The sequence below is a fragment of the Nonomuraea sp. C10 genome (assembly GCF_008017515.1).
In the GTDB taxonomy this organism is placed as follows: Bacteria; Actinomycetota; Actinomycetes; order Streptosporangiales; family Streptosporangiaceae; genus Nonomuraea; species Nonomuraea ferruginea.
This window is the reverse complement of the sequence record NZ_VPFF01000003.1, coordinates 891,436-907,784: the sequence shown is the minus strand read 5'-3', so window position 1 is coordinate 907,784 and position 16,349 is coordinate 891,436. Positions and strand designations below refer to the sequence as shown.

Annotated in this window: 18 protein-coding genes; 10 read left to right on the top strand and 8 right to left on the bottom strand. The window is 68.5% G+C overall.

Annotated elements, in window-relative coordinates; genetic code table 11:
• Positions 1–10: 10 nt before the first annotated feature.
• Complete coding sequence (locus FR742_RS35750; RefSeq protein WP_222709236.1) at positions 11–790, bottom strand: FHA domain-containing protein; 780 nt, start codon at positions 788–790, stop codon at positions 11–13.
• Positions 791–939: 149 nt separating this feature from the next.
• Between FR742_RS35750 and FR742_RS35745 the strand changes: the two genes are divergently transcribed.
• From FR742_RS35745 to FR742_RS35725, 5 genes are all read left to right on the top strand, one after another.
• Positions 940–2,880 (top strand): serine/threonine-protein kinase, encoded by a 1,941-nt coding sequence (locus FR742_RS35745; RefSeq protein ID WP_148035706.1) that lies wholly within the window; start codon positions 940–942, stop codon positions 2,878–2,880.
• A 303-nt stretch (positions 2,881–3,183) separates the two neighbouring features.
• The gene (locus FR742_RS35740; RefSeq protein WP_148035705.1) at positions 3,184–4,314 is read left to right on the top strand and encodes a hypothetical protein; all 1,131 of its coding nucleotides are present in this window, start codon (positions 3,184–3,186) and stop codon (positions 4,312–4,314) included.
• Between the two features lie 64 nt (positions 4,315–4,378).
• Positions 4,379–4,930, top strand: coding sequence for an RNA polymerase sigma factor (locus tag FR742_RS35735; protein ID WP_187281533.1), 552 nt, complete (start codon positions 4,379–4,381; stop codon positions 4,928–4,930).
• Positions 4,931–4,947: 17 nt separating this feature from the next.
• The gene (locus FR742_RS35730) at positions 4,948–6,156 is read left to right on the top strand and encodes a CU044_5270 family protein (protein ID WP_148035703.1); all 1,209 of its coding nucleotides are present in this window, start codon (positions 4,948–4,950) and stop codon (positions 6,154–6,156) included.
• Between the two features lie 75 nt (positions 6,157–6,231).
• Positions 6,232–6,696 (top strand): DUF3592 domain-containing protein, encoded by a 465-nt coding sequence (locus FR742_RS35725; protein WP_187281532.1) that lies wholly within the window; start codon positions 6,232–6,234, stop codon positions 6,694–6,696.
• Between the two features lie 12 nt (positions 6,697–6,708).
• Here the strand turns inward: FR742_RS35725 and FR742_RS35720 are convergent, their stop codons facing one another.
• Complete coding sequence (locus FR742_RS35720; RefSeq protein ID WP_148035701.1) at positions 6,709–7,146, bottom strand: class I SAM-dependent methyltransferase; 438 nt, start codon at positions 7,144–7,146, stop codon at positions 6,709–6,711.
• Positions 7,147–7,257: 111 nt separating this feature from the next.
• Positions 7,258–7,605, bottom strand: coding sequence for a hypothetical protein (locus FR742_RS35715; RefSeq protein WP_187281531.1), 348 nt, complete (start codon positions 7,603–7,605; stop codon positions 7,258–7,260).
• On the opposite strand from FR742_RS35715, the gene FR742_RS35710 reads away from it, so the two are divergent.
• Positions 7,592–8,326 carry a TNT domain-containing protein gene (locus tag FR742_RS35710; protein WP_187281530.1) on the top strand — a complete coding sequence of 245 codons (735 nt, stop codon included), beginning with the start codon at positions 7,592–7,594 and terminating at the stop codon, positions 8,324–8,326. The genes FR742_RS35715 and FR742_RS35710 overlap by 14 nt on opposite strands.
• A gap of 37 nt (positions 8,327–8,363) precedes the next feature.
• Here the strand turns inward: FR742_RS35710 and sigJ are convergent, their stop codons facing one another.
• Positions 8,364–9,284, bottom strand: a complete 921-nt coding sequence (gene sigJ / locus FR742_RS35705) for an RNA polymerase sigma factor SigJ (RefSeq protein ID WP_148035698.1) — start codon at positions 9,282–9,284, stop codon at positions 8,364–8,366.
• A gap of 149 nt (positions 9,285–9,433) precedes the next feature.
• On the opposite strand from sigJ, the gene FR742_RS35700 reads away from it, so the two are divergent.
• Positions 9,434–10,063: an LUD domain-containing protein gene (locus FR742_RS35700; RefSeq protein WP_148035697.1), complete on the top strand. Its 630-nt coding sequence runs from the start codon at positions 9,434–9,436 to the stop codon at positions 10,061–10,063.
• 158 nt (positions 10,064–10,221) lie between these two features.
• Here FR742_RS35700 and FR742_RS35695 read toward each other — a convergent pair whose 3' ends face one another.
• Positions 10,222–10,662 carry a nuclear transport factor 2 family protein gene (locus tag FR742_RS35695; RefSeq protein ID WP_148037163.1) on the bottom strand — a complete coding sequence of 147 codons (441 nt, stop codon included), beginning with the start codon at positions 10,660–10,662 and terminating at the stop codon, positions 10,222–10,224.
• 187 nt (positions 10,663–10,849) lie between these two features.
• Complete coding sequence (locus FR742_RS35690; protein ID WP_148035696.1) at positions 10,850–11,551, bottom strand: SRPBCC domain-containing protein; 702 nt, start codon at positions 11,549–11,551, stop codon at positions 10,850–10,852.
• A gap of 135 nt (positions 11,552–11,686) precedes the next feature.
• Between FR742_RS35690 and FR742_RS35685 the strand changes: the two genes are divergently transcribed.
• Complete coding sequence (locus tag FR742_RS35685; RefSeq protein WP_187281529.1) at positions 11,687–12,316, top strand: DUF998 domain-containing protein; 630 nt, start codon at positions 11,687–11,689, stop codon at positions 12,314–12,316.
• 315 nt (positions 12,317–12,631) lie between these two features.
• On the opposite strand, the gene FR742_RS35680 is transcribed toward FR742_RS35685, so the two are convergent.
• Both FR742_RS35680 and FR742_RS35675 read right to left on the bottom strand, forming a co-directional pair.
• Positions 12,632–13,291, bottom strand: a complete 660-nt coding sequence (locus tag FR742_RS35680) for a response regulator transcription factor (protein WP_148035694.1) — start codon at positions 13,289–13,291, stop codon at positions 12,632–12,634.
• Positions 13,288–14,433: a sensor histidine kinase gene (locus FR742_RS35675; RefSeq protein ID WP_148035693.1), complete on the bottom strand. Its 1,146-nt coding sequence runs from the start codon at positions 14,431–14,433 to the stop codon at positions 13,288–13,290. The genes FR742_RS35680 and FR742_RS35675 overlap by 4 nt, the downstream gene beginning before the upstream one ends.
• Before the next feature lie 110 nt (positions 14,434–14,543).
• On the opposite strand from FR742_RS35675, the gene FR742_RS35670 reads away from it, so the two are divergent.
• Positions 14,544–15,200, top strand: a complete 657-nt coding sequence (locus FR742_RS35670) for a DUF4386 family protein (protein WP_148035692.1) — start codon at positions 14,544–14,546, stop codon at positions 15,198–15,200.
• 298 nt (positions 15,201–15,498) lie between these two features.
• The gene (locus FR742_RS35665) at positions 15,499–16,323 is read left to right on the top strand and encodes a hypothetical protein (RefSeq protein WP_222709235.1); all 825 of its coding nucleotides are present in this window, start codon (positions 15,499–15,501) and stop codon (positions 16,321–16,323) included.
• Positions 16,324–16,349: the final 26 nt, after the last annotated feature.

The following is a 16,349-nucleotide window of genomic DNA, read 5'->3' as shown; positions in this document are numbered from 1 at the left end:
GTCCCGGGCTTCACGGGATGGGATCGACCGTGTCAGGAGGCGGGCCGCCCGGTTCGTCGAGGAGCCGGAGGTCGGAGGGGCCGATCGTGGCGGAGACCAGCAGCGCCATGATCAGGTTGTGGTTGAGCGTGTTGCCCAGCGGCGGCGGGATCTCCTCCTCCAGCAGCCCGGGCACCTTGGCGCTGAGCCGCTTACGCGTCTGGGTGACGATGTGGGCGGCCCGCTTCGCGGTCCACTTGTCCGCGGGGCGGAGGCGGCCGAGCTCGTCGGCGACCTGGGCCCAGGTCAACGGCTGGGGCCAGGGCTCGGGCCGGAGATATCGCTGGCCCAGGCAGACCAGGACCAGGCGCTCGACGGTGCTGAGTGGCCATCCGTTCGGGTCGCGGGTGTCGGCCTCCTGGGGGACCCGCGCCGCCGGGTGCGATGCCATGACGATCCGTGTTTCGAACAGGTGCTCCTGCCGGGGGGCGACGATGAACAGCGGTGTGTGGGCCACCGGCAGCGCCGCGCGGTGTCCGGTGAGCACCAGCCGCCCGCCCGGAAGGCGGATGGGCAGGTTGCCGAGGTTGCACAGGACCCATCGCGCGTTCTCGTAGGTGATGAATCCGTGCTGCCGGCTGACGTACGGGTCGTCCAGGCCGACACAGACGTGGACATCCGGCTCGCAGCGCCCGAACACCACGTCGAACCCGGCATCCGGCGCGACGCGGATCCCGCCGTTGGTCCCCCGGACGTACAGGCTGCCCGGCACGTCCGCCGGAAGTCCGCCGGAGACGGACTCCTTCGGCAAGAGGTCCACCTTGCTGCGGGGGCCGTGTTTCGCCGATGCCATGCCGCTAACCTTTCACGAGCCCGGCAGACCTGACAGAGGGAAGTTCGGGTACGTTCGCCGCTCGGTAAGGCTATGGTAGATCCACTCCGAAGGATCACAATTACCACATGGTTGATTACATGCCGCTGACTTCCGGCGACCCCGAGGAGTTAGGCGGTCTCAAACTCCTCGGCAGGCTGGGCCAAGGCGGACAGGGTGTCGTCTACCTCGCCATGACCCCGATGAACGCGCGCGTGGCCGTCAAATGGCTGCACCCGTCCGACGAGGAGAGCATGGCGCGCTTCATGCAGGAGGCGACGCTCTCCCGGCGGGTGGCGACGTTCTGCACCGCGGCTGTGCTCAGCACGGGTGTCGAGCAGGGCCGGCCGTACATCGTCAGCGAGTACGTCGAGGGCCGCTCGCTGGAGCGGATCGTCAGGGAGGACGGCCCGCTCTCCGGCGGTGACCTGGAGCGGCTGGCCATCGGCACCGCCACCGCGCTCGCCGCGATCCACGATGCCGGCGTGGTGCACCGGGATTTCAAACCCGGCAACGTCATCATGGGCGCCGACGGCCCGCGCGTGATCGACTTCGGCATCGCGCGCACGCTCGGCCCGGCCACCATGACGAGCAGCACGCAGATCGGGACACCCGCGTACATGGCTCCCGAGCAGATCAGAGGGCTCGGGCTCGGATCGGCGGCCGACCTGTTCTCCTGGGCCGGCACGATCGTCTTCGCGTCCTGCGGGCGGGCGCCGTTCGGCAACGACGGGACGCACGCCGTGATGAACCGCGTGCTCACGGGGGAGCCCGATCTGGGCGCGCTCGACGAACGGCTGGGCGAGCTGGTGCGGCAGTGCCTGGCCAAGGAACCGGAGCGCCGGCCGACGGCCATGGACGTGATCACGCGCCTGCTGCGCAATCCGGAGCTCGGCGCGGACCCGCTCGCGGAGGGAACCAGGCAGGCCGCTCCGGACGGCGCTCCGCCCACCGGCAGTGGCAGGACGTCGCGCAGGCCCTTCGTCGTCGCCGCCGCGGCTCTGGTCGTCGCGGCCGCCGTGGTGGCCGCGACAGTGCTGGTCGGCTCGCTGCGGACGGGCACGCCCACACCCCCACCGACCGCGAGGGAGTCCACGGCTGCGCCGTCGCCGACCACGCTGCCGGGCGGGCCGATCACGCTCAACGAGAGCCCGTCCGACCCGATCACCCTGACGTCGTACGAGGCCTACGACAAGAAACTCGACGACGACGTCAACTATGCCAGGCAGTCGCTGCGAGGGAAGTTCGACAGGTATCCGGGCAACCTGGAGTCGCGGGTGTCCCCTGACGGCCGCTATCTCGTGGGAAGGCCGGACGACTACACCTCGGACGGGTACGACTCGATCCTCATCACCGATCGGCAGGCGGGCTCCAGTTTCCGGGTCAAAACCGTACGGAAACCATTGGACACCAGCATCCGAGCCTGGTCGAAAGACAGTTCCAAGGTCCTCCTGAACCTCAACAGAAAGCTGGAGAACAAGCAGGGCAAGGACGTCTGGACCACCCTGGGCTTCGCCATCGTCGACGTGGCCGGGAACGACGTGGCCCAGAGCAAGGTCCGGGTGGTCGACGTGGCCGACGAGTCCATCCGTGACAGCGACTTCGGCTGGGACGGCGCCGATCAGGGCGTCGTCATCGTCTACGGCGAGGACGAGGGGTTGCGCTTCTTCGACGCCGCCGGCAGACGCACGCGCGACCTGCCGGGCGTGGGGCCGCTGGCCTCCGGCACCGTCGACCTCTTCTCGCCCTCGGGCAGGGTGTTCGTGACCGACTGCCCGGGTGACGACGAAAGCGACCACTGCCTCTGGGACGCCGCCACCGGCAAGCAGGCGCACAGGTTCTCCTCTGACTGCGACAAGGTCCTCGGCTGGTACGACGAGTCGCATCTCTACTGCTGGGAGAACGACAACGGCGCCCATGACGAGGTGCGCGTGGTGGCTTTCGACGGCAAACTGCTGCGAAGGCTGCTGGAGTCCCCGGACGAGGCCGAGCTCGCCCCGTTCTTCACGATCAACCCCACCGGCTCGTGAGGCATCACACGCCGGGACCCCTCCCGAAGGAGCCTGCATAGGCTCATCCTGCCGAGCGGAAGGGCGGACATGATGAGCGTGGTGCCACGGAGACGCCGGCGCACGGTGCTGGCGCTCGGGACAGGACTGATCGTCAGCGTGGGGTGCGGCGCCGGTGGTCCTCCAGCGGCGGCGCCCTCCTCTCCTCCGCCTTCGCCTCGTCCTTCGCCTGCGCCGGCCCGGGCGCTGGTCGGCTGGGCGGAGACGATGTGCCTCACCACCCAGCAGGTGGACGGCCCGTTACGGGAGGGACACGAGGAGGACATGGAGGTCTTCGAGGCCGAGTGGTACCTCAGCAGCGTGAGCTCCACGGTCGGCGACGCGATCCAGGCGGTCGAGTCCGTGTCCCCGTCAGGCAACGGTGCGGCGGACGCGGAATCCGCGCGGCTGCTGAAAGTGCTCAAGGAGATACAGGGGCAACTGCCCGAGGACATCGACGCGATCACGAAGGCCGCGGACAAGAAGAAGCTGTCCACGGCCGAGCGGCTGGCCGCGGCGGTGGGCGCGATCCCCCCGCAAGCGACCATTCTCACTCAGGTGGTCAAGAGCGATCAGGCGTTGGCCGTCTCCCATGACCTCGCGCCAGGTTGCACACCGTTGACGCCGTCCACCCCGTCGAAGGCGAACGTCTCCGCGCCGACCCGGGCGCTGGTCGGCTGGGCCGCCAGAATGTGCCCCCTCAGGGATTCCATGGCGTCCCTGAGGGCGGATCCGTTCGACGATCCGCTGACAGGGGATCCGCGATTCGCCCCGTTCCTCGGGTCACGATTGGCGGAGTACATCTCCTCCGCCGGGACGCGTCTGGACCGTATGCGGGACGCGCTCGCCGAAGTCCCCGCCACCGGCATCCCGGCCGTGGACGAGTACCGCGCGAGCCTGGCCTCCGGAGTCAAGAAAGCGCGCGCGAAACTACCCGAAGGGGACCGGTTCTTCCTGATGCGGCTCCCCGTCAGTCAGCTGAAGAAGCAGGTCAGGCAGGTGTCCAGGGCGACGGCCGGGCTGGAGTCCGCGGGGGATCTGCCCGATCTGGTCGCCGGTCATCCGGAACTCGTCGCCTCTTACGATCTGGCTCCTCAGTGCGAGCCGCTGACCTCGTCCCGTGAACCCGGCGCCACTCCTCTGCCGTCCGCCGAGGACGGCGGAGACCTCGCCGCCTGCCGGGACGGCACGTGCCAGATCAAGGTGTCCAAGCCGGTCGTGGTCTCCGTCAACGGCGGAAGATACCTGCTCTCCGCCGCGGACAACGGACTGTCGATCGTCCGGGATACCGGCTACATGGTCATCGGCGCGGGAGGCACCGGGCGTTTCGGCATGACCGGCGGGAAGACCACCGAGTTCCGCGTCAAGGCGCACAGCCCGGACGGCGCCGTTCTCGACATCTCCACGAGCGAATGATCAGGCGGCTGGAACAAGTCCGGGCTCGGCGGTAATCGAGCGGCGGCCGGCGGGACTACTGGGTGTGGACGATCCCGAAGAACGATTCACCCTGCTGTACGACCGGTACTACCGGAACGTGCTGGGCTATGTGCTGCTCCGCGTCGAACAGGGCGTGGCCGAGGACGTGTGCAGCGAGACGTTCCTCGTGGCCTGGCGGCGGCTCGACGAGTTGCCCGAGCAGGTGCTGCCGTGGCTGCTCGGCGTCGCCCGCAACAAGCTCGCCAAGCAGCGTGACGTGCGGTACCGGCGCGAGGACCTGGTCGAGCGGATCGCCAAGCTGACCAGTGAGCAGGAGCACGTCGCCTGGGACGTCGCCGAGCACGTGGTGGACCGGGAGCAGGCCATCTCCGCCTTGCGCGCCCTTCCCGAGAAGGACGTGGAGGCGATGATCCTGGCCACCTGGTACGGCCTGACGCCTGACCAGGCCGCGACGGTCATGGGCTGCTCGGCGCGAGCGTTCAACGTCCGGCTGCACCGGGCGCGCAAGCGGCTCGACAGCAGGCTGCGCCAGGAAATGGGAGCCGCGCGACGGCCGATGCGACAGACGCGCGGCCACTTCGCCGAGGAGAGCTGACACCCGTGGGGGAAGACATGACCGACCGTATGTTCGCCCGGCTCAGGCCCGATGAGCTGGACGAACTCGCCGAGGCGAGTTACCGGCGGCGCCGCCGCGAGGACCTCGCCCGAACGTTCAGCAGCACCCGGAACCCGGCACCCGCGCCGAGACGTCCTCTGTTTCTCCTGGCCACCGGCGCGGTCGCCGCGGTCGCCGCCGGAGCCGTCGTCGTCTCCACCGGCGTGCTGTCCGGCACGCCCGCCGGCGACACCCCGCCGGTCGCGGCTTCGAGCACCCCCGGGAGCACGACCGGCGGCACGGGGGCGTCGCCGGCCACCCGGATCGACGCCCGATCCTTCCTGCTCGCCGCCGCGGCCACCGCACTGCGCGAGCCCGCCGCGACCGGCGACTACTGGTACGTGCGACAGCGTACGACCCATCCCACCTCCCACCTGCCGGAGGAGTTCTGGACCGAGGCGCGGAAGCTCCAGCTCCAGGAACAGGCGGAGGTCGACAGGACCGGCGCCGAGGACGACGAGCTGGTGGCGATCAACGAGAAGTACAACAAGAAGCTGGAGAACCTGCGCAAGAGCATCCAGCCCGACGGGCCCCCGTACCGGGCGTACATCGTCGAGTCCGAGGAACGGTGGCGGCCGAAGCGGATCGGCGGCACCTACCGCGTGAAGAGCAGCGATCGCGAGGTCGTCTTCCCCTCACCGCAGGACGAGGCCAAGTGGAAGGAGGAGGGCTCGCCGAAACTGGCGGAGGACAAGCCCAAGAGCGTCGACGACAACCTTCCGCGGCCCCTGTCGATCCCCAACATGGACATCACCATGCAGAACGTCGGCGACCTGCCCACGTCGAAGAAGGCGCTGGCCGGCCGCCTGCGCGCCCAGTTCGCGAAACTGCCGGACCCGCACAAGGAGTTCGACCTCTACCTGTGGCAGACCACCGTCGACCTGATGACCGCCCCGACCACACCCGGCACCCGGGCGGCCATCTTCCGCATCCTCGCCGACCAGCCCGGCATCACCTCCCACGGCGAGGTCGAGGACGCCACCGGGCGCGCGGGGGTCGGCCTGGCGGTCGAGAGCGACGACGGGTACGAGTTCCAATTGGTCGTCGACGAGGACACGGCGGAACTGCTGGAGTACTCGGTGGCCGAGAAGGACGAGGACACGGTCCGTGTCACCTTCGAGGAGTTCGGCTGGACCGACAAGCTGGGCCGGCGCCCGCAACGCTAGCCGGCCATGTGGCGCTGCCCGACTGCGACAACAGGGGGCAGCGCGTCCGGCACCCGGTATTGGCACACTCGTCCCATGCACAACGGACGGCTCTTCACTCTCGTCGGCGGAATCTTCGGCCTGATCGGTCTGGTCCTGCTCTGCGTCACCATCGCGCTGGCCGCCTCCACGGCGAGCTTCCTGGCCTCGGCCCAGCGAACGGACGGGACCGTGGTGGAGCTGACCGCACGGACCAGCACGACCCGGAATTCCGACGGCTACATCCGCCGCAGCACCACGTGGTTTCCGACCGTGGAGTTCACGGTCGACGGCAGGCAGTACTCGTTCCAGAGCTCCACGGGCAGCAACCCACCGGCCTACGCGGAGGGCGAGAGCGTGCCCGTCGCCTACGACCCGGACGACCCGTCCGACGCGCGGATCTCCTCGTTCTGGTCGGCGTTCCTGGCCCCGCTGATCACCGGCGCACTGGGCCTGGTGTTCACCCCGGTCGGCACGCTCTTGTTCCTCAAGGGCCGCCGTCTCACCCGGCGACGCCCCTGATGTCCACTCGTGCTAACTCGGCTGTACGCGTCGGGTCGCCGACTCATCGTCACGCAGGGCCGTACCGAGGAGGTGGAAGGAGAACGGAGTACGCGCCGGAGAGAACAGGAAACGATCCAGACGATCGACGCGGAACCCGGCCCCCCGGATCGCGGCCTCGGCGGTCAGCGCCGCCCCGACGTCGGGCAGCGAGCACAGCACCATGCAGAACGCCACCGCGTCCACACTCGCGTCAGCCACCGGCAGGTGCTCGGCGACGCCGGGCACCACGTCCACAGGGACGGCCGTCTCGGCAGCGGCGGCCCGCGCGCGCAGGCACGGCTCCGGCTCCACCGCCACCACCCGCGTCACCTCGGCCGGGTAGTTCGCGAAGGTGACGCCGTGCCCGGCGCCGACCTCGACCACCTCGCCGCCGAGGCCGGCCAGCAGCTCGCGGCGGCGTTCGGTCATGCCGCGCTCGTCGCTTATCGGGTACGTCGGTGGAAGCGGCCGGCTTCGAATGGTGTACCGCCGAGCGCCTTAGTTGGCGCAGCATCTCCGGAAAAATGCCTTCATTAGCACCTATGTCCAGATATTGCAGACAAACCATCGCATGTCGAGAAACTCGTCATTTGGCAGTCTTGTCGCTTTTATCGGATCATTCTTTGCCTTTCTCATGATGCTGCCCGGGATTCCGATTCCGACAATGGCGGGAATGTAGAAGCCGATCACTATATGCGGACAGCCGAAGACCGCCGTAGCAGTCAGCCAAACAGAAATGAGCTGTGCCGCGCCGCGATCCGGTGCGTCGTCGATTCGCTGGTGATCAGTTCTCATTCGTTCGCCATCCAGGATCGACGGGAAAGTCATGCGGTACAACCGACGGGGCGCCATGCTGGCCGCCGCGATATGCACGATGTTGGGCGCCATGGGCGGCATGGGCGGCGTGGCAGCGCACGCCGAGAGCGCCGTCCAGTCCGAGACCCGGCTGGTTCGCCCGTCGCCGCCCCCGGGCAAGGACGATTCCCGTCCCCCGGCCGGCCATCGGGTCTGCGGACCTCCTTACATCACCGGCGACCCCGACCTCGGGCCGACCGTCCTGCCGAGGACCGGTCATCTGGGCGCGATCCTGCGCGGCTACGTGCCGCTGGGCGAGCTTTCCCCGCAGCATTTCCTCTCGCGCTACTGGGACTACACCACGAACAACTACCGCTTCCCGCCTGACGCCGGCTTCGGCCGTTCCGGCGATTTCCCGAACGGCCGGCTGCTGCGTAAGACGACCTTCCTGCAGGCCGGCATGAAACTCGACCGGTTCGGCGGCTATTCGGGGTCGTTCCTGGCGCCGATGGGCGACCTGTACATCAGGCGAGGGCTGCCGCCGCGTAACCTGAACACCAACCCCGATGACCCCCAGCACCTGTGCAACTATCACGTGTTCCGAGTTCTCAAGTCGTTCCGCGTCGAGGTGGGCCCGGCCGCGCCCGCGTTCCAGATGCCGGGCGGCGGCACGCAATACCACGTGATCAGCAGATACTTCCCCGAACTCCCGCAGACGGACGACGAGGTCCCGGTGAGCTGGCTGCTGGCGAACAAATACCTGAAGGAGATCACACCGGTCACGTCCGCCCAGCTTTTGATCGACGGCAAGTGAACCGTCCAGGGCCCCGCCGCCCTGGCCGAGACGCGCCTCAGCTCGTCCAGTGACGGAGTTTCTGGGGGTTGCGTACGGCCCAGATGCGCTTGATCCGGTCACCCGCGACCTCGAACGCGAACACCGTCACGGTGACGCCGTTTTGCTGAGCCACCAGACCGGGCTGACCGTTGACCGTACGCTCCAGGATCGTCACGTCGCCGGGCTTCTGATCGGCGATCTCGACCAAGGCACGCGCGACCTGCCCGCCGCCTTCGATGGGATGGAGGAAGGTGGTGGCGAGGCCGCCGCCGTCGGCGATCGCCGTGGCGTCGGGGTCGAGCAGGCGGAGCAGGGCGTCGATGTCCTTGGCCTCCCATGCCTGCTTGAAGTCCTTGACGATGCCGGCCTGCTGGGCTGTCGGACTCGCGGGACTCCGCGACTCGCGAATGCGGCGGCGGGCCGAGGAGGCCAGCTGGCGGCATGCCGCCGGAGTCCGGCCGACGATCTCGGCCACTTCGGCGAAGGAGTGGCAGAAGACATCGTGCAGGATGAACGAGACGCGTTCGGCCGGGGTCATCGATTCGAGCACGACGAGGAAGGCCATGTTGACCGACTCGTCCAGGGTGACCCGGTCGGCCGGGTCGACGGTCGCACCGCCCGGCCGCCCGCTGATCCACTCCGTACGCTCGGGCAGCGGCTCGGGGATCCACTCGCCCACATACCGCTCCCGCCTCGCGCGCGCCGAGCCGAGCACGTCCAGGCAGATGCGGCCGGCGACCCTCGTCAGCCAGGCGCCGGGGGACTCGATGGCGTCCTGCTGCTCCCGGGACATGGCGTACCAGCGGGCGTAGGTCTCCTGTACGACATCCTCCGCCTCGGCGAGGGAGCCCAGGAGCCGGTAGGCGAGGTTGATCAACTGACGCCGCTCGCTCATGAGCGCACTCAGGCCGTGTCCTGGCTCGGATCGGGTGGTCATGGTGTCGACGGCTCCCTCGGTCGCAGCTGCCCTCATTGTTCGACGAGACAGCGCGCCGAACTGTGAGGTCGGCACGTCACCTCACATTCGCGGGGACTGCGTCGTCGTACTGCCGAGACGAACACGTCATCCAGCGAACAGGAAGCTTCATGACCACCTCAACGCCGGCAGCACCGTTCACCCACCCGGCATCCGCGCAGCGCCTGGAGCGGGCGGCCGCCGCGCTGACGGACCACGGCTTCACCGTGGAAATCCTCGACGACGGCGCCGCCGCGCGTACCCGCGTCAAAGAGCTGATACCCGAGGGCGCCAGCGTGTTCACCGGGGCCAGCGAGACGCTCCGCCTGTCCGGCATCGAGGAGGACATCAACACCAGCGGGCGCTACGACGCCGTCAAGCCGCGCGGCCTGGCCATGGACCGCGCCACCCAGATGCGCGAGATCTGGCGGCTGATGTCCACCCCCGACGTCATCGTGGGCAGTGTCGCCGCGGTCACCGAAACCGGCTCCCTCGTGGTCGCCTCGGCCACCGGAAGTCAGCTGCCCGGCTACGCCGGCGCCGCCGCCCACGCGATCTGGATCGTCGGGGCGCAGAAGGTGGTGTCCGACCTGCCCACGGCGCTGCGCCGCGTCGAAGACCACTGCCTCCCGCTGGAGAACGACCGCGCCATGAAGGCCTACGGCGCGCCCAGCGCCCCCAACCGCCTGCTCATCCTCAACGCGGAACCCCAGCCCGGACGCGGCACCGTCCTGCTGCTCCGCGAAGCCATCGGATTCTGAGCCACAGAAGCCGTCACCACAGGCGTCCGACACGTCGCCGACACCGCAGAGTGCCCGGCGCCACACCGGCGCCGGGCACTCTGGTCCTACGGCCAGCCATCCGGCCGGGCGCGTCGGCCTGGACCCGCTCGTGCGACGCCCCCAGCTTCGACGACTCGTCAGGGCTCAAGATCGGCCGCGGCTTCGCCGCTGGCGACGTCGAACGGCACAGAGACCTGGTCGTGCGCGACAACCCAATGGTCGTCGGTCTTCCGGAAGCAGAACGTGGCCCGGACCCACATGCCCTTCGTCGCCGTCCCGTTCTCCAGCGTGCCGCTGAGCCGACCGAAAGCGTGGCCGAACGCCACGTCATCGCCAACGGTGAGCGTCAGGTCGCGAAGCTCGTAATCCACATCCCGGAAGAACGTGAACGCCTTCGTCCAGTTCGCCATCTTCGCCTCGATCCCCACATGCTGCAGCGGCGGCTCGACGTCGAAGGAGACGACGTCCGTCGCGTAAAGCCGCCTCAGGGTCTCGAGATCCTTGGCCCGGATTCCTTCGACGATCGTCTCGACCAGCCGCTTGATCTCGGCTTCGTCTACCTCACGGTGCGCGGCCATCGTCACTCATCACTTCCCATCGGTGGGATCTGGGCTTGTCACCAGTCCGACGACACAGCACCCCGGGATGTCAGGCCCGCCCCGGTCATCGACCGCGTTCGGCGGTCTGATCCCGCAGAGCGAGGCGCGCCCGAGGAACACGACGGCGGCGATCCAGCCCCACGAGGTGCACCGCGTGAGTGAAGGCTCATGGTGCGGCCGCCGCTCCGTAGAGATCACGCAGCCAGACGGTCCACGCGTGGGACGATTCTCGCTCGGATCGGGTCTGGACGCCGTACTCGTACACGCCGACGGCCACCGGGGAGCCGAAGCGATTGCGGCCGAAGGCGCGGTAGAGGGCGTCCTCGGTGCGCACGCCGATGAAGGCGTCGTCGTGGAAGTCGAGCACCCCGGCCTTGGCGGCGGCGCCGGGCACGGGCAGGGTGAGCTCGGAGCCGGTGGGCGTGTCCGCCGCGATACCCCAGGCGGAGCGGATCCTGTCGAGGGCGTCGGCGGTGATCGACGACTTCGGCGCGAGCGCCTCGAAACGTCGGAAGCTCCGGCCACGGAAGTACCTGAGGTACTGGCTGAGGGTGTGCATGTACAGCTCGGTGTGGCGGCGCGCCCCTTCGTACTCGCTCTCCCAGTCGTCGACGAAGATGCCGCTGTGCACGTACCGGAGGTACGAGCCGCCCGGGGACGGGGTGATGTCGAACGAGATCTGGTTGAACCAGTCGCCGATCTCCGTCCGCAGCACCCCCCGGCTGGGCGGTTCCCACACCACGACCGTGCTCCGGGACAGGTCCAGCGGGATCGACCAGGCGGCGGAGTCGCGCGTCACCGCGTGCCAGACGTCCTCTGGCTCAGCGGGCAGTTCGCTCTCCCGCTCGATCCGAAAGTCCCTACTCATGGGCGAGCTCCGATCTCATGGCGGACAGTCTGCAGCGACATGAAGTTTTTGTCTAGACAACAATCATCTTATGGACAAAAATAAATGTCGGTGATCGCACAGGACCGTCACCATCCGCCTCGAAGGGATCGACCCATGACCAGCGCCCGCTTCCCCCTCGCCCTCGGACCGTTCGCGGCCGCCCTGTTCATGGCCGTCGCGACAGTCGAAGCGATCTCCCGGCCGGCCTTCGATCTGACCAGACACGCGATCAGCATGCTCAGCCTCGGCGACCGCGGCTGGCTGATGGCGAGCACCTTCGTCATCAGCGGGATCGCGGTCATCGCACTGGCGATCGGGCTGCGCGAGGCGCGGGCCGGTCGGCCGCGCACGGTCGCCGGTCCCGTCCTCACCGCGATCTTCGGCGCCGGCCTGATCTTGGCCGGGATCTTCCCCGCACCCGCGGGCCTCGGCTTCCCCGAGGGCACTCCTCAGGATCTGCAGCCGGTGATGACCACCACCGCGATCATGCACTCCGTCGCCTTCAACCTCGCGTTCGGCTCGCTGATCGCCGCGACGTTCGTGTTCGGGCGGGCGTACGGCCGCGAGCGCGCCCGCCTCTGGCAGGTCGTCTCGATCGCGACCGGCGTGGCCCTGCCCGTGCTCATCGTCTCGGGCATGGCGGTGCTGATCCCGACGGGGGTCGCCTTCTACATGGCGGCGGTCCTCGCCTGGCTGTGGCTCGCGGCGATCGCCCTGGAGCACGCGAAGCGGGTCCGCGTGTAGGTGGTTCTGCTGTGCTCGATGACTCTGCGGCTGTTTGGACATGATCGTTTGGGGGATCGCGCTGCTCGCCCGAGGGCAGGCGCCCAAGGACGCAGAACGTGGGGCGTGTGGTCAGTCCAGCCCGGGCGGCCGGCGTGGCAACTGAGCATCTGGCCCGGCGTGGGAGCGAGTCGTCAGGCAGCGTGGCGGTGGGCCTTGGCGAATCGCCTTCTCGGAGGCTACGACGAAGACGGCCGAGCCCAGCTTCGCCGCCGACGTCAAGGCGTTGCTCGGGCCGGAGGCGATCGCGCTGTGAAACGAGCCCGATGTGACGGGCTACGCGTCCCAGCCTCGGTCGCCGGCTTGGACCAGGCCTGATTCGTACGCGAGGACTGCGAGTTGCACACGGTCGCGGAGGTTCAGCTTGGTCAGCAGACGGGAGACATAGGTCTTGACCGTGGCCTCGGTGAGGAACAGTGCGCCGGCGATCTCGGCGTTCGATCGACCTCGTGCGACCTGCCGCAGCACGGCCGCTTCCCGTTCGGTCACGTTGGGCAGCGGAGCTGGGCTGGTGGAAGGCGCTGTGGCGAACCGGTCGAGTAGCCGGCGGGTGAGCTTGGGAGCGAGCATCGCCTCGCCCCGGGCCACGACGCGCACCGCGTGCACCAGGTCATCGGGAGGGACGTCTTTGAGGAGGAACCCGCTGGCGCCCGCCCGCAGGGCGCCGTACACATATTCATCGAGATCGAAGGTGGTCAGCGCCATCACGCGGACGCCGGGCTGCCGCGCAACGATCCGCCGGGTGGCTTCGATGCCGTCCAGCCGGGGCATCCGTACGTCCATGAGGACGACGTCGGGGCGGTGTTCGGCACAGGCGGTGACGGCTTCGACTCCGTCTCTGGCCTCGGCGACGACCTCCAGGCCGCCTCTTTCGAGGATGAGTCGGAAGCCTTCCCGTAGAAGCGCCTGGTCGTCGACGATCAACACGCGGGTCATGCCGGTTCCAGGGGAAGGACGGCGGCGACGGCGAACCCGCGGTCGGGCAGTGGGGCGGCTTGCAGCGTTCCACCGTACAGCGCCGCCCGTTCCCGCATTCCGATCAGGCCGTGTCCGGTTCCGGCGGTGCCCGGGCGTCCGCAGCCGTCGTCACGTACGTCGATGCGCAGTTCGTCGGCGCTGAATGTCACTCCCACGCTGACCTCGGTGGCGGCGTTGGCGTGGCGGCGCGCGTTGGTCAGCGCCTCCTGCACGATCCGGAATGCTGCGAGGTCGAGGCCGGCGGGCAGCGCCCGCGGCGCCCCGGCCACGGTGAACTCCACGGGAAGCCCGGATTTCCGAGCGTCGTCGACCAGTGTCTGCAGGCCCGACAGTCCGGGCTGGGGTGAGAGCAGGCCGACCTCGTCGGTGTCGCGAAGCATGGTGACTACCCGTCGCATTTCAGCGAGGGCGCCGTTGCCGGTGCGTCGGATAGTGACGAGAGTACGGCGTACCCGGTCGGGGTCGTCGGCGACCATCTGTTCGGCCGCGCCCGCCTGTACCACCATCACGCTCATCGCGTGTGCGACGATGTCATGCAGTTCGCGGGCGATGCGGGTGCGCTCCTCGATGACGGCCTGTGCCGCCTGTTCGGCTGCGGCGACCTCGGCCGCCACCGCCCGCCGCTGAGAGGACCGGGCGTGACTGGCCATGATCGACTGCCAGCGGCCGAAGGCGAAGCAGACGCCCACGACACCCCAGTGGTACAGCATTTCGCCGAACCCGCCGAGCAGATCGATGAGCAGGTCGGCGTAGATGAGGGCCGCGCCGGCCATAGCCGCACCGATCCACGGCTCGCGTCCCTTGCCATGGCGCGCCACCGAGAACACGGCGATCAGGAACGGCACGAACTGCCCGAAGAACAGCAGGAACCCAAGCTGGGCCGAGGCGCACAGCCCGACAATCGTCACGGCGGTCGTCGGGATCGGGTGGGTGCGCCGCCACCACAGCGAAGCCGCGACGACCAGCACCTGCACGCTCGTCGCGAGCGGATCCCCGTCGCCCTGCCGCGATCCGAGCGGAAGCCATATCTCGGTGAGGCCCGTGACGAGTACGGCCAGACACAGGCCGACATCGGCGGTCCGGCGCCACCACACGTCCATGGGGGTCAACTGTAGGGGACGAGCAGGTCGAAGACATCAGCCCGAAGTTGACACCGCTGACCACTTTCGGCCGACTACAGCGACGAGCCGCTCAGACTTGACTGTCGCACATGACACGACACCTTCGCATTCTCATAGCGGTCTGCCTCCTCGCGTTCGCCCTGCTCAGCGTCGGCTTCATGGCCCTACAGCCCGAGCTGCCCGATGACCGGGCGCAGTGGCTCGCCACGATCGCCGACGCGCGTGCGGGCGCGTCGGCCGCCGCCCAGATGTTCCTCTGGTCCCAACTGCCGTTCGCGGTCGCGGTCGTGGGGCTGGTCGCCTGGCTGCGGCCGAGGTCCCCGCGGCTCACGATCATCGGCGGCGTGTTCGGGGTGCTCGGCGCGTTCGGCCACACCGTAGCCGGCGGTTGGACGCTCACCCAGGTCGTGATGGCCGATGAGCCCGCCCACCGTGACGCCTACTCCCAGCTGATCGCCGCGCAGGAGCAGTCGGCCCTGATCGTCCCGTTCCTCCTGATCGGTGTGGTCGGCACCGTGGTGGGCATGCTGCTGCTGTCGATCGCCCACTTCCGTTCGCACGTGCATCCGCGATGGGTCGGCCCGGTGCTGTGGGTGTGGCTCGCGGTGGAGTTCGTCGGCAGCGGCATCAGCCCGTGGGCGATGTACCTGTCCGGGCTGCTGCTTCTTGCCGGTTGCAGTGGGCTCGCGGCCGGCCTGCTCGCCGCACGCCACGACGAGTGCAGGTCTTCTGCCGTGACTGACTGAGCTGAGGGTTCCGCTCCTGAAAAACGGTGTGGCCTAGCGGAACCGAAGCGAAGGCAAGACGGCAAATGATTCGAGTTCTTCAACTCCGCAGACTCGCTCACGCGAATGGTACGCTTTCGCGATCAGTGGCCGTTCTCTGGCCTGTAGCAGAAGGCATACGTCGATGCGCCGTTCACCAGTGCTCTTGTCCGCCGTACTCGTCGGCCCCGCGGCGATGCTCGTAACGCCGGTTCCGGCCGAGGCCGCCATTCCTGATGTGGTGCGCGCCGTGCAGCAGCAGCTTGTGAAAGGTGCGAGTATGAAGTTCACCCAGTACGGCACCGTCACGTTCAACGGCAGAAACAGATCCGCCGACAACATGGCCCGCGTGTTCCGCTTCAACCCGATCCAGGACGGAAGGCTGCAACTGGGCAGGAACGGAGTCGCCGCGGTAGGGCTCACCCGCCGGGTGAACTTCGACAGGGAGAACCTCCCGCTCGCCAAGGAACACGCCGCCGAAGGCGATCTGGTCGCGAAAAGCCTGCTCACTCAGACTCGGCCGCACCGCTGGGTCAACACGAACGGCTGGTTCTACGACACGGGGCGGTTGTGGACCGCCGGCCTGCCTGAGGGAAAGACCTGGGCGCGGCGCGGAAAGGGCACCCCCGCGGCCACGGCTTTCCGTGACCAGGTCATCAACATCTTCGAGATCCGAACGCTCAAGACGCTGATTGCCGACGCCGACGAGCGGAAGTTCGGCCTGCCGAATCCGGCCGGCAAAACTCCGGCCATGAGGAAGACCGGATGGTATTCGGGCTCCATCACGTTCGGCGAGCTCTACAAATTGTCGCCCACATTTCGTGAGGTGGCCGGGAAGCGGCCTGACGCGAGTATTGCAAACAGGGCCGTCGGCTGGCGCATCATTTTCGATGCGAATGGCCTGCCCTTCCAGTTCGGGTCGGGCTGGAGTGTCGAGGACAAGCGGAAAGGGGCCGACGGCGGCGCTGTGATCAAGGTCGTGTCCTGGGGTCCCGCCACGACCATCGCACGGCCGAAGCCGGCTCAGGTCGGCGTCGTCCGCGCTCCCGCTGGAGGCCTGCCGGCGTTCGACACCATGGTCGACATGAACAAAGCCGCCCTGTAGCGCGGAATCGGATGCGGACGGAAGGC

Excerpts from the sequence above, each read along its gene's own strand:
- FR742_RS35715 (WP_187281531.1), bottom strand. The coding sequence starts at position 7,605 with ATGGCGCCCAACATCGTGCATATCGCGGCGGCCAGCATGGCGCCCCGT.
- FR742_RS35710 (WP_187281530.1), top strand. The coding sequence starts at position 7,592 with ATGTTGGGCGCCATGGGCGGCATGGGCGGCGTGGCAGCGCACGCCGAG.
- sigJ (WP_148035698.1), bottom strand. The coding sequence starts at position 9,284 with ATGACCACCCGATCCGAGCCAGGACACGGCCTGAGTGCGCTCATGAGC.
- FR742_RS35695 (WP_148037163.1), bottom strand. The coding sequence starts at position 10,662 with ATGGCCGCGCACCGTGAGGTAGACGAAGCCGAGATCAAGCGGCTGGTC.
- FR742_RS35680 (WP_148035694.1), bottom strand. The coding sequence starts at position 13,291 with ATGACCCGCGTGTTGATCGTCGACGACCAGGCGCTTCTACGGGAAGGC.
- FR742_RS35700 (WP_148035697.1), top strand. The coding sequence starts at position 9,434 with ATGACCACCTCAACGCCGGCAGCACCGTTCACCCACCCGGCATCCGCG.
- FR742_RS35690 (WP_148035696.1), bottom strand. The coding sequence starts at position 11,551 with ATGAGTAGGGACTTTCGGATCGAGCGGGAGAGCGAACTGCCCGCTGAG.
- FR742_RS35665 (WP_222709235.1), top strand. The coding sequence starts at position 15,499 with ATGAAGTTCACCCAGTACGGCACCGTCACGTTCAACGGCAGAAACAGA.
- FR742_RS35675 (WP_148035693.1), bottom strand. The coding sequence starts at position 14,433 with ATGGACGTGTGGTGGCGCCGGACCGCCGATGTCGGCCTGTGTCTGGCC.
- FR742_RS35740 (WP_148035705.1), top strand. The coding sequence starts at position 3,184 with ATGGAGGTCTTCGAGGCCGAGTGGTACCTCAGCAGCGTGAGCTCCACG.
- FR742_RS35730 (WP_148035703.1), top strand. The coding sequence starts at position 4,948 with ATGACCGACCGTATGTTCGCCCGGCTCAGGCCCGATGAGCTGGACGAA.
- FR742_RS35720 (WP_148035701.1), bottom strand. The coding sequence starts at position 7,146 with ATGACCGAACGCCGCCGCGAGCTGCTGGCCGGCCTCGGCGGCGAGGTG.
- FR742_RS35685 (WP_187281529.1), top strand. The coding sequence starts at position 11,687 with ATGACCAGCGCCCGCTTCCCCCTCGCCCTCGGACCGTTCGCGGCCGCC.
- FR742_RS35745 (WP_148035706.1), top strand. The coding sequence starts at position 940 with ATGGTTGATTACATGCCGCTGACTTCCGGCGACCCCGAGGAGTTAGGC.
- FR742_RS35725 (WP_187281532.1), top strand. The coding sequence starts at position 6,232 with ATGCACAACGGACGGCTCTTCACTCTCGTCGGCGGAATCTTCGGCCTG.
- FR742_RS35670 (WP_148035692.1), top strand. The coding sequence starts at position 14,544 with ATGACACGACACCTTCGCATTCTCATAGCGGTCTGCCTCCTCGCGTTC.